Raw genomic sequence first — 11017 nt, 5'->3', positions numbered from 1 at the left:
GCATGCTCGAACAAGACATTAAAAAAGTTCTGATTTCTGAGAAAGAAATTCAAGAAAAGACCGTAGAACTCGGTCAAATCCTGGCGACAGAATACGCTGGGAAAAATCCTCTTTTACTTGGTATCTTGAAGGGCTCTGTACCCTTCATGGCTGAGCTGATCAAGCGGATTGACATCCCTGTCCAACTTGAATTTATGACGGTTTCTAGCTACAACGGGACCATGGAATCTTCTGGCGAAGTTAAGCTCTTACTGGATGTGGACACGCCTTTGAAGGGCCGTGAAGTTGTGATTATCGAGGACATTATCGATACTGGCCGGACGCTGAAATACCTCAAGGAGCTCCTTGAGCACCGGGGTGCCAACGTGAAGATTGTGACCCTGCTCGACAAGCCTGAAGGCCGTGTGGTAGAAATCGATGCCGATTATACTGGTTTCACGATTCCAAACGAATTTGTTGTTGGTTTTGGCCTCGACTACGATGGCTACTACCGCAACCTTCCTTATGTGGGTGTCTTGAAGGAAGAGGTTTATTCTTCATAAAGTCGGCCTCAGACTTTAGTATGAAAAAGCCTTTGACCAATACTTACCATTAGCATTTTAAGGGGATTTGTACTATACTAGAAACTATACGAATCCTTCGTAGAATACACTCTTTAATGTCAGGAAACTATGAATAATAACAACAAACAACCAAGACAGGGTGGATTTGTCAAGAATGTCCTCATGTGGGTCATTCTGGCGATCATCGTCGTCTTTGGGATTCAATTCTTTGCTGGGGGAAGCAATCGGGGAGCAGTTGATAAAATCGACTACTCAACCCTGGTTTCTGACCTCAATGATGGCAAATTAAAAAACATCACGCTGCAACCTTCTGACAGCCTGATCACTGTTTCTGGAGAATACAAGACGCCAAAAACCGTCGATAATCCAAGCTCATTTCCACTGATTGGCCCAACAAGCCAGCAGGTGAGCCACTTCCAAGCCTTGATTGTGCCAACGGATACGACGATCAACAACCTCCAGTCAACCGCTAAAGACAAGGGCATCAAAGTCAATGTTGTTGCGGCCTCAAACAACGGTATCTGGCTCAATCTCTTGAGCTACCTGCTTCCGATGGTCCTCATGATTGGTTTCCTCTACCTTATGATGGGCGGTATGGGAGCCCGCGGTGGTGGCGGTGGTGCCAACCCGATGTCATTTGGGAAGTCTAAGGCTAAGCAGGCTGACGGTAAGACCTCTAAGGTCCGCTTCAGCGATGTGGCCGGCTCTGACGAAGAAAAGCAAGAACTGGTCGAAGTCGTTGACTTCTTGAAGAACCCTAAGAAATACCATGACCTGGGTGCCCGTATCCCTGCTGGTGTCCTCCTTGAGGGCCCTCCGGGGACTGGTAAAACCTTGCTTGCCAAAGCCGTTGCCGGTGAAGCTGGCGTGCCTTTCTACAGCATCTCAGGGTCTGATTTCGTCGAAATGTTCGTCGGTGTCGGTGCTAGCCGTGTCCGCGACCTCTTTGAAAATGCCAAGAAGACGGCTCCATCAATCATCTTCATCGATGAAATCGATGCGGTCGGTCGCCAACGTGGTGCTGGTCTTGGTGGGGGGAATGACGAACGTGAACAGACCCTCAACCAGCTCCTCGTCGAAATGGATGGTTTCCAGGATGATGGCAACTCAGTCATCGTCATTGCGGCGACCAACCGTTCTGACGTTCTTGACCCAGCCCTCCTTCGTCCAGGCCGTTTTGACCGTAAAGTTTTGGTCGGTGCGCCTGACGTTAAGGGACGTGAAGCAGTCCTCAAAGTTCATGCGAAGAACAAGCCACTCGGCAAAGATGTCGACCTTCATAGTGTCGCAACTCAAACCCCTGGATATGTCGGTGCAGACCTTGAAAACGTCTTGAATGAAGCAGCCCTCGTTGCTGCTCGTCAAAATAAGGCTGAAATTAATGCAGCTGATATTGACGAAGGGATGGACCGTGCCATGGCAGGTCCTGCTAAGAAGGATCGGACGCAATCTCTACGTGAACGCGAAATCGTGGCCTACCACGAGGCTGGACACGCCATTGTCGGTCTGGTTCTTGAAAATGGTAGCACGGTCCGCAAGGTCACTATTGTCCCTCGTGGCCGTATCGGTGGTTACATGCTTGCCCTTCCTGATGAAGAAATCATGCAACCAACGAACTTCCATCTTCAAGACCAACTCGCGAGTCTTATGGGCGGTCGTCTCGGTGAAGAAATTGTCTTTGGTGTAGCGACGCCTGGTGCTTCTAACGACATCGAACGTGCGACTAAGATGGCCCGTGCTATGGTTACAGAGTACGGTATGTCTAAGAAGCTTGGTATGGTTTCATATGAAGGTAGCCATGAGGTCTTCATTGGCCGCGACTACGGTCAAACGAAGACTTATTCTGAGGCTACTGCGGTCATGATTGACGAAGAAGTTCGTCGCATCCTTCAAGAAGCCTATGACCGGGCTAAGAAGGCCATTGCCGAACATCGTGACCAGCACAAGGCGATTGCTGAAGCCCTGCTCAAATATGAGACATTGGATGCCAAGCAAATTAAGTCCCTCTTTGAAACAGGAGAGATGCCTGCTGAAGATATTGAAAAACTTGAAAATGAAGTGCCAGAAGCCAAGTCTTATGAAGAAGTCCTCTCTGAGACCAACGCTGAAATGGCTAAGAAGGAAGCGGAGACTGCTGAGCCTAAGCTTGAGCCCGAAGCTTCTCCTTCTGATGATAATAACGGAGAAAAGGCTGAATAAGCCTTTTTTTGTTATAGACAAAGTCTTTTCGTTCCCTTAGGGAGATTCTGAAAAGTACTGTGAGGCCATCTTCGTGGATACAATTCAGGAATGAGTGGAGCAGAATGAGGGAAATTTAATTGACGTCACCGAATATAGACCTGGACTATCAAATGTTGAAGCAAACTTAGTTTTCTCTATTTGTAACTATGATTGAAGCGAAACAGACCTTCTGCCAAGGATATAACCATCTGCTAGTCTACTGATTTTAAGCTAAAAAGAGAGTAAAAATCGAATGAAAAAAATTTTTTTAGAAAAAAATCAACTTTATTCTTGACAAATAAAAATGGATTAGATATAATAATAAAGTACTGTTTTTGAGACAGCACAAGATAATGGTCCGTTGGTCAAGGGGTTAAGACACCGCCTTTTCACGGCGGTAACACGGGTTCGAATCCCGTACGGACTATTAGAATTTAATAATATTAAATTCAGTGGAGGATTACCCAAGTCCGGCTGAAGGGAACGGTCTTGAAAACCGTCAGGCGTGTAAAAGCGTGCGTGGGTTCGAATCCCACATCCTCCTTTTTCTTTTAAGAAAACAATTTCATAATATCGCGGGATGGAGCAGCTAGGTAGCTCGTCGGGCTCATAACCCGAAGGTCATAGGTTCAAATCCTATTCCCGCAATTACCTAAACACACGGCTCGGTAGCTCAGTTGGTAGAGCAATGGATTGAAGCTCCATGTGTCGGCGGTTCGATTCCGTCTCGCGCCATTTGTTAGAAATAGAAGAAAATGTGGGAAAGCTTCCTCTTTCCTGATCTGCAACCTTTCTGTTGTTGGACTGGTTCAGATTTCTTCCTTTGGGCGAAATCTTCGCTCAGTCCAACTAACAGAAAGCGGATGTAGTTTAATGGTAGAACCCCAGCCTTCCAAGCTGGCTACGCGAGTTCGATTCTCGTCATCCGCTTAAACAGTCTTAGGACTGCTTTATTTATGCATTTGGGAGTTTAGCTCAGTTGGTTAGAGCACTGTGTTGATAACGCAGGGGTCCCAGGTTCGAATCCTGGAATTCCCATTCAAGCCTAGCTTGAAAAAATTGATTTGGTTATCATGCCATAGGAGATACACCTGTTCCCATGTCGAACACAGCAGTTAAGTCCTATCGGGCCGGAAGTACTTGGGGGTTGCCCCCTGGGAGATAAGGACGTAGCCAAGTTGTTGATGCGGTTTAGCTCAGTTGGTAGTAGCGCATGACTGTTAATCATGATGTCGTCGGTTCGAGTCCGACAACCGCAGTACTTAAAGAAGTTCAGCTGTCGCTGAGCTTTTTTTTGTCTTTACAGGCGGCAGGACTTCGGGCTGATCCTTGCTTAAATCCTCTTGAGTTGGGGATTTGCTAGCGCCTTCGGCGGAGGCTTTGGAGATGTATGGTCTTATCTGATAAATTATTAAACAAAAATAGAAGCGATTTCATTTGCTTCTTATCCAAAAAAGTGTTAATATATCTTTAACGAGGAACACTGGAAGGTGCGAACTCAGTCCAACTAATTGACCGACTAAATTTGTATTGCATCGGGGTCCAAAGACATCAAGTGGCATGTAAAACCTTAGGGCGAACGGCTTGACTTGAGCAAGGACACCCACCTGGCGTTTGTGCGGGATCAATACAGGACTGGGTAAACGGCCTTCGATCAGTGTTCTTTTATTTTGCCCTGAAGTCAAAAAATCGTTTTTTCCTCACTTATTTCTTGCAATATTTTCCAAAAGTGATAAAATAGAAAGGTAGGTTTTTGACCTCAATGATGTTGCCTTCTTAGCTCAGTTGGTAGAGCAGTAGACTCTTAATCTATGGGTCGAAGGTTCGAGTCCTTCAGGGGGCATCAGTTAAAACAAGACTTAGGTCTTGTTTTTTTGTTAAAATAATAAAAAGCTCAGAAAGTCAGGGGGTCTTCAAATCAGATGGCGATGAGAAATGCGGAGACCAGAGGCCTCGTCCTCTTTAGCCGAAACTATAAGGAAAAAGATAAGCTAGTCAAGGTCTTTACCGAGTCATTTGGAAAGCGGATGTTTTTTGTGAAAAATTTTGCTAGGTCAAGATTTGCCAGTAGTCTACAGCCTTTTACGGCCCTCTCTTTGACTGGTCTGATGAACGAGGCGGGTTTTAGCTTTATCGATGACTTGAGCGATACAGAGCATTTTAGCCATATTGCTGAAGATATTTTCATCAATGCCCATGCCAGCTATATCATTGCCCTGGCGGATGCGGCGGTGCCTGATAATGAGTATGACCCGGCCCTCTATGGCTTTTTGATTAAGTCGCTAGAGCTGATGAATCAGGGGCTGGATATGGAAATTATCACGAATATCTTTGAGCTCCAGGTCCTGAGCCGTTTTGGGGTTAGTCTTAATTTGTCAGAATGTGTTTTTTGCCATAAGACGACGGGGCCTTTTGACTTTTCCTATAAATATTCGGCCTGCCTCTGTCCTGACCACTACCATGAAGACCCGAGGAGAAGCCATCTGGACCCTAATGTCCTCTACCTTTGCGGGCAATTTCAGGAGATTAGTCTGGCGGACTTGGAGAAGATTTCTGTGTCTGACCTGATGAAGGGAAAGATTCGGACTTTTTTAGATGGGATTTATGAGGAATATGTCGGCCTAAATCTGAAGGCGAAGAAGTTTTTGGACGGCATGGCTGGTTGGGCGGATGTGATGAAGTAGGGCTTTGTCACTTAGCAAATAAGATAGATAAAAAGCCTAGCAGCTGCTAGGCTTTTTATACTTGTCGTTCGATTTCTTCTCTTATCCGTCTGGCCTTCTCCGGATAATCGGTAATAATCCCCGCCACATTTAAGTGAAAGGCAGCCCGCATTTGCATTTCGCTGTTGATGGTCCAAAGGCGGATAGGCTTGTTGAGGATTCCGGCCTCCTCAGGATGCTTGAAGGCAAAGCTTTTCCTAGGGTGAATGCTGGCGATAAAGTCGCTACTGGCCCCCCGCCGGATGTTTTTCAGACGGTTGTAGGTCAGGTAGGAGGTCTCGACCTCGGGCTCTAGGGCCTTGAGTCTGGCCAGCGTATCTGGATTAAAGCAGGAGTAAAGATGAGTAAAGTCCCAAGGCTCAGCGGTCATGAGCTGACTGAGCTTTTCTTCAATACCAGGATAGTCATAATGGTCGGTCTTGACCTCAATGTTGAGGACCCCTTTGAAGTCAAGCTCATTCAAGAGGTCCAGGACCTCTCTGAGGCTTGGTACCCGCTCGTCTGAGTATTCTGGGGAAAACCAGGAGCCGGCCTCAAAACGCTTGAGCTGGGCCAGTGTGAGCTTTCTGACGAGTCCTTTACCGTTGGTGGTCCGGTCAATCTTTTCGTCGTGGATGACGACCAGCTCATCGTCTGCGGTCAGATGGACATCGAGCTCGACACCTTCTGCCTTGACTCGGATGGCCTCACGAAAGGCAGCGAGCGTGTTTTCAGGTCGATTGCATTTACTGCCTCGGTGGGCAAAAATAAGGGTCTGGATATCCTGGTCAGCCGGCCGGTGCTTATCGAGCCAGCGGGCTGAACGGTTTGATTTTCTTCGATCTAGGCTACGCCTGGCCTTGTTGACCAGCCGACTGAGTCCAATAACCATAAGGGCCTCGCCTTCCTATTTATAAGCTTTCCTGATATTCTTGCTCAATGGCGGCCACAAAGTCCAGCATGATCTGATGGCGACGTTCAGCCATCTTCTTACTGGCCGGCCGGTTGAGCAGGTCTTTCAGAAGGAATAATTTTTCATAAAAATGATTGATGGTCGTGCCCTTAGCCTTGTGATAGCTGGCCTTGTCGAGGTAGTCGACAGGCTTTTGCTCAGGGTCGTAAAGCACACGCTCGTGGGCCCAGCCGTATTCGAGCGTCCGGGCAATCCCCCAGGCCCCCATCGCATCCAGCCTATCGGCATCCTGGACGATTTGCCCCTCGAGGCTGAGGGCTTTTTTGCCGTCAATATTGGCAGAAAAAGACATCTGGTCGATGATATTAAAGACGGGTTCTGAATCGATTTCCAGCCCTTTGAGAAAGCCGGCGACTTCTTCCTTTTGCTGATCGACATCCGCTGTGATTTTTTCATCATAGCTGTCATGCAGGTAGGCGCTGGTCAGAACGAGCTCGCTGTCTGCATTTGGCTCCTCCAGCAGGATTTTCCTGGCGAGGGCCACCACTCTTTGGATATGATCAAAGCCGTGGCCATCCTGATTTTTTTCATGAATCGAGCGGGCGTAGTCTGCGATTTTGTCGAGTTTACTCATGGTTTTATTATAGCAAAAAAACGGCCTGGGCCGTTTAATTATGCTGTCTTAGGCAGTCTTTTACTGGACATAAAGAAGGCAACGATGGCGATGACAATCAGCATCAGGGCAGAGACGAGAAAGGCTGTCTGATAGCCCTGCAATGGATTGACCGTATGCTGGCTGAGCATGACGCTGGTAATGACCACAGCGACAATCGCACTGCCAAAGCTACTACCGACATTTTGGATAATCCGTTGGCCGACAGAGGCAGCAGGAATGTCGCTACGATCAAGGCCAACAAAGATATCAGTCATCATCGGCATTTGAAGGCCAGAGAAGCCAAGACCTCTGACAAAGAGGACGATAGCCAGCCAAATCAGGCTAGTATGACTGCCAGCAAAGACGAAGGGGAGGGTAGCGAGCAGGCAAATCGCTGAAGAGACCAGGACGACGCTTTTTGCCCCGATGGCGTCAATCAAACGACCAACCCTGGGGCGTGAGACCATCATCCCGAGGCCCTGTGGAATCATAATCAGGGCAGCTTCAATCACGCTGAAGCCACGGCTGTTTTGAAAGTAGAGGGGAAGCAGGAGCAGGGGACCATTCGCCGCAATCCCGGCAAAGAAAATCCCGATGTTAGCGGCGCTGTAATTGCGGTCTTTGAAAAATCTGAGCGGAAGTACAACCTGTCCATGACGTAGGCGGTTGTAGAGGGCGTAAATCAGGCCTAAGACGATTCCAAGCGCAACAAAGGACAGCATTTGAGCATTGAAGAAATGGCTAGGATTTTCTGAGCCTTGGACTAGGCCGTAAATCAGACTGGCAGAGAGTCCAGACAGGAGGATAATGCCAATAAAATCAAGCTTTGATCCTTTGGCAGTTGGCAAGAAGTCCTGTAATTTCCAGTGGTTGAGGAAAATGGAAATCAGGCAGATAGGCAGGTTAATAAAGAAGATAAAGCGCCAGTTTGAATACTCGACAAGTGCTCCGCCGATGACAGGGCCAAGAATCGGAGCCAGGATGATCGGCACAGAGATGACTGACATGAGTCGGCCCAAGAGATTTCTGGGTGTGATGCTCATGATTAGGGTCACATTCAAGAGGGTGATAAAGCCTCCCGCTAAGCCTTGGAAAATCCTAAAGAGGATGAAGAGGTCGATGCTGTTGGCAAGACCAGATAGGACTGAGAAGATGGCAAAGGCAGCCAGGGCAACGTTGAGCACATGTTTACCATTAAAGTGGCCGATGAAATAGCCAGCCACAGGGACAGCAATCGCAATCGCAAGCACGTAGCCTGTGATGCCCCACTGGACCATGTTCAGTGAAGCGTGTAGGTCGCTCTGGAGGCGGTTGACGGCGATGTTGACCATGGTGGAATCCAGCATGGAAGGAATGGCTGCGAGGACAATGAGCCAGGCGGCCTGCATCAATTCCTTTGGAAGTTTTTCTTTATTCATTAGGTTTGTCCTTTCTTTAGATACAAATGTATTTTATATTAAAAGAAGAACTTTGTCAAAAATAAAGTACTTTTGTACCTAAATGTGATATAATAATGTTATGGATAAAGAAAAAAACACCCGCCGGCGGGGCGAAGCGCTTAAAAATGCGATTTTTGAAGCGACCATGAGCCTGCTCGAAAAGGAAGGCTGGGAGGCGGTCACCTTTAAGACAGTGGCTGAAAAGGCTGAAACGACAAGGAGTGTCCTCTATCGACACTGGGAAAATCCTGAAAGCCTCCGCTATCAGGCTGTCATTTGGTCACTGCAGAATAATCCTGACTGGCATGGTTCAATTCGAGACCATGAGTTTACAGGAGATTCATTGCGGTCTGACCTGCTCGACATGGTTGCCTTTAGCAGGGAAAATGCCAGCCTTTTTCCAGAGGGCTTTATCAATCAGATTTTCTTTTATCAGGCGGCTGAACAGCTTTTTGATGAGATTGCTGCGACAAATATTGATATCATGGATAAGATTTTAGATCGGGCCAGAAAGCGGGGCGAGATACGGGGGGATATTGCTCGGGCCGCTAAGCTCTTGCCTTTCCAGCTTTTTCGCTATAACAATATGACGATGAATCGGGTCATGACGATGGAAGAGCTAGAGGAGCTGGTTGATGATGTCTTGTTGCCTCTCTATTTGAAGAAATGAAATGAGCTGTTGGAGCTCATTTTTTGTAAAAGAAAAAGGGCCGGAGCCCTTTTATAATGCCTTGTTAAGCCTTTTTACCCGCCTTGAAGAAGGCGATGATGAAGAGGATGGCAGCGATCAAGCTTCCGGCATAAATCAAAGCCACGATAGCGAGGATCAAGAGGATCCAGCGCCAAGTGTTGTTTTCGAGACGGCTGCCAGCAATCCAGCTCAGGATCAAAACAACGATCAAGCCGATAATGCCAAGGTGATTGTGGCCACCAGCAGCTGCTGGAATAGCGTCGAGAGCTTTCAAGATACCGGTCACGAACATGCCGATGATCATGAGAACAAACCAGATGGTTTGAAGAATGTTACCAATAAGTGCAAGTTTTTTTGCAGATTCCATGATTAAATTATTCCTTTAATTTTATTTGTATGACAAAACAAAATTTATTTTAACATAGGACTGGAGAGAAATCAAGTTGAGGGGCTTGGGGGCAGTGGCTTTTAGCTTGGCGGTGCTTATTTCATTCCAGAAAGGCCAACATATTGTAAAGCTAAAATATTACCAGACCTGAATGAGCTGTAAGAAATCTCCTGATTTTACTGTGAAAATGGCAAAAGTCGAGACCAGGGGGCTCGACTTTTAGCAATGGAAGCGAAGCTTCGCTGGTGCCTCACAGAAAAATCAGGGAATTTCTGGAAGTGAATGCTCCTCAGTAGCAGAACCAACCTACTTAAAATAATTAATCCCCATCGCATCCTTCACTTCATCAAGTGTCTGGGCAGCGACGGCCTCAGCCTTTTCAGAGCCGGACTTGAGCATGGCATAGACGTAGTCCATGTTTTTGGCGTAGCTTTCACGGCGTTCTCTAATAGGCGAGAGCTCACGGTCGAGGATGTCGAGGAGGTAGCGTTTGGTCTTGACGTCGCCGAGGCCTCCGGCCTGGTATTGGGCCTTCATTTCAGCGATTTGGGTTTGATCTTCATCGCGGCCAAAGACATCGAGATAGTGGAAGACCATATTGCCTTCGATCTTGCCGGGGTCTTCGACCTTGATGTGGTCGGGGTCGGTGTACATGGACATGACCTTCTTGGTCAGCGTGTCCAGGTCATCTGCCAGGAAAATCCCGTTATTAAGAGATTTAGACATCTTAGCATTGCCATCGAGACCAGGCAGGCGACCTGCGGCTTCGTTTTCTGGATAGAGGCCTTCTGGCTCAACCAGGACCTCACAGTCATAGGCATTGTTAAAGCTTCTGACAATCTCACGGGTCTGTTCAATCATAGGCTTCTGGTCGTTACCAACGGGCACGAGATTGGCCTTGAAGGCCGTGATATCAGCGGCCTGTGAGACGGGATAGGTCAAAAAGCCCGCTGGGATGGACTCGCCAAAGGCCTTCTGGGCAATCTCTGTCTTGACGGTAGGATTGCGTTCGAGCCGGGAAACAGAGACCAGATTCAGATAGTAGGCGGTCAGCTCAGCTAACTCAGGAATCTGAGACTGGATGAAGATGGTTGATTTTTCTGGGTCAAGGCCTGCGGCCAAGTAATCCAGGGCCACGTCGCCGACGGATTGGATAATTTTTTCAGGCTCTTTGGCGTGGTCAGTCAGGGCCTGTTGGTCGGCCAGAAAGACGAAGAGCTCGTGCTGTCCGGCATTTTGCAGGGCCACCCGATTTTTCAGTGAGCCGACATAGTGGCCAATGTGGAGCTTGCCGGTTGGCCGGTCGCCGGTCAAAATAATAGGTTTAGTCATTTTCATATTCCCTTCTAAAATAAAAAAGCAACCGAAAGCGAGATACGCTTACGGGTGCTTGTGCACGGTGCCACCGTTATTGAAATCAGCTATTATAGTGATTTCCACTCTTGC

General features: G+C 47.7%; 9 protein-coding genes, 8 tRNA genes and 1 rRNA gene. 13 read left to right on the top strand and 5 right to left on the bottom strand.

The features are described from left to right. Window positions 1-2 precede the first annotated feature (2 nt). From hpt to recO, 12 genes are all read left to right on the top strand, one after another. Window positions 3-542, top strand: a complete 540-nt coding sequence (gene hpt / locus NtB2_RS04970; RefSeq protein ID WP_109245839.1) for a hypoxanthine phosphoribosyltransferase — start codon at window positions 3-5, stop codon at window positions 540-542. 129 nt (window positions 543-671) lie between these two features. After that, window positions 672-2762: an ATP-dependent zinc metalloprotease FtsH gene (ftsH, locus tag NtB2_RS04965; RefSeq protein ID WP_109245838.1), complete on the top strand. Its 2091-nt coding sequence runs from the start codon at window positions 672-674 to the stop codon at window positions 2760-2762. Between the two features lie 376 nt (window positions 2763-3138). Next, a tRNA-Glu gene (locus NtB2_RS04960) sits at window positions 3139-3210 on the top strand. A 27-nt stretch (window positions 3211-3237) separates the two neighbouring features. Next, window positions 3238-3327 (top strand) — tRNA-Ser (locus tag NtB2_RS04955). A gap of 30 nt (window positions 3328-3357) precedes the next feature. Further along, a tRNA-Met gene (locus NtB2_RS04950) sits at window positions 3358-3431 on the top strand. Between the two features lie 14 nt (window positions 3432-3445). Continuing rightward, a tRNA-Phe gene (locus tag NtB2_RS04945) sits at window positions 3446-3518 on the top strand. A gap of 124 nt (window positions 3519-3642) precedes the next feature. Beyond that, a tRNA-Gly gene (locus NtB2_RS04940) sits at window positions 3643-3713 on the top strand. Window positions 3714-3747: 34 nt separating this feature from the next. After that, a tRNA-Ile gene (locus NtB2_RS04935) sits at window positions 3748-3821 on the top strand. A 25-nt stretch (window positions 3822-3846) separates the two neighbouring features. Then, window positions 3847-3962, top strand: a 5S ribosomal RNA gene (gene rrf, locus NtB2_RS04930). Window positions 3963-3968: 6 nt separating this feature from the next. After that, a tRNA-Asn gene (locus tag NtB2_RS04925) sits at window positions 3969-4042 on the top strand. Between the two features lie 511 nt (window positions 4043-4553). Continuing rightward, window positions 4554-4626, top strand: a tRNA-Lys gene (locus NtB2_RS04920). Window positions 4627-4711: 85 nt separating this feature from the next. Beyond that, complete coding sequence (recO, locus tag NtB2_RS04915; protein ID WP_109245900.1) at window positions 4712-5467, top strand: DNA repair protein RecO; 756 nt, start codon at window positions 4712-4714, stop codon at window positions 5465-5467. 55 nt (window positions 5468-5522) lie between these two features. On the opposite strand, the gene NtB2_RS04910 is transcribed toward recO, so the two are convergent. From NtB2_RS04910 to NtB2_RS04900, 3 genes are read right to left on the bottom strand one after another with little or no spacing between them, the layout of a single operon-like run. After that, window positions 5523-6377, bottom strand: a complete 855-nt coding sequence (locus tag NtB2_RS04910; protein ID WP_109245837.1) for a glycerophosphodiester phosphodiesterase — start codon at window positions 6375-6377, stop codon at window positions 5523-5525. 19 nt (window positions 6378-6396) lie between these two features. Further along, entirely contained in the window at window positions 6397-7032 is a 636-nt protein-coding gene (locus NtB2_RS04905; RefSeq protein ID WP_109245836.1) for an HD domain-containing protein, read from the bottom strand. 38 nt (window positions 7033-7070) lie between these two features. Beyond that, window positions 7071-8471, bottom strand: coding sequence for an MDR family MFS transporter (locus NtB2_RS04900; RefSeq protein WP_109245835.1), 1401 nt, complete (start codon window positions 8469-8471; stop codon window positions 7071-7073). A gap of 100 nt (window positions 8472-8571) precedes the next feature. Here NtB2_RS04900 and NtB2_RS04895 point away from each other — a divergent pair, with 100 nt between their 5' ends. Beyond that, on the top strand, window positions 8572-9162 hold the full coding sequence (locus NtB2_RS04895; RefSeq protein ID WP_109245834.1) for a TetR/AcrR family transcriptional regulator: 591 nt from the start codon (window positions 8572-8574) through the stop codon (window positions 9160-9162). Between the two features lie 64 nt (window positions 9163-9226). On the opposite strand, the gene NtB2_RS04890 is transcribed toward NtB2_RS04895, so the two are convergent. Continuing rightward, the gene (locus NtB2_RS04890) at window positions 9227-9550 is read right to left on the bottom strand and encodes a hypothetical protein (RefSeq protein WP_109245833.1); all 324 of its coding nucleotides are present in this window, start codon (window positions 9548-9550) and stop codon (window positions 9227-9229) included. Between the two features lie 327 nt (window positions 9551-9877). Next, complete coding sequence (trpS, locus tag NtB2_RS04885) at window positions 9878-10903, bottom strand: tryptophan--tRNA ligase (RefSeq protein ID WP_109245899.1); 1026 nt, start codon at window positions 10901-10903, stop codon at window positions 9878-9880. Between the last annotated feature and the right edge of the window lie 114 nt (window positions 10904-11017).

Origin of the sequence: Lactococcus termiticola (genome assembly GCF_003116835.1) — a bacterium.
GTDB lineage: Bacteria > Bacillota > Bacilli > Lactobacillales > Streptococcaceae > Lactococcus > Lactococcus termiticola.
This window is presented reverse-complemented; position numbering and strand designations above follow the sequence as displayed.

Coding starts and splice junctions, on each gene's coding strand:
- hpt (WP_109245839.1), top strand. CDS start 3: ATGCTCGAACAAGACATTAAAAAAGTTCTGATTTCTGAGAAAGAAATT.
- ftsH (WP_109245838.1), top strand. CDS start 672: ATGAATAATAACAACAAACAACCAAGACAGGGTGGATTTGTCAAGAAT.
- recO (WP_109245900.1), top strand. CDS start 4,712: ATGAGAAATGCGGAGACCAGAGGCCTCGTCCTCTTTAGCCGAAACTAT.
- NtB2_RS04910 (WP_109245837.1), bottom strand. CDS start 6,377: ATGGTTATTGGACTCAGTCGGCTGGTCAACAAGGCCAGGCGTAGCCTA.
- NtB2_RS04905 (WP_109245836.1), bottom strand. CDS start 7,032: ATGAGTAAACTCGACAAAATCGCAGACTACGCCCGCTCGATTCATGAA.
- NtB2_RS04900 (WP_109245835.1), bottom strand. CDS start 8,471: ATGAATAAAGAAAAACTTCCAAAGGAATTGATGCAGGCCGCCTGGCTC.
- NtB2_RS04895 (WP_109245834.1), top strand. CDS start 8,572: ATGGATAAAGAAAAAAACACCCGCCGGCGGGGCGAAGCGCTTAAAAAT.
- NtB2_RS04890 (WP_109245833.1), bottom strand. CDS start 9,550: ATGGAATCTGCAAAAAAACTTGCACTTATTGGTAACATTCTTCAAACC.
- trpS (WP_109245899.1), bottom strand. CDS start 10,903: ATGACTAAACCTATTATTTTGACCGGCGACCGGCCAACCGGCAAGCTC.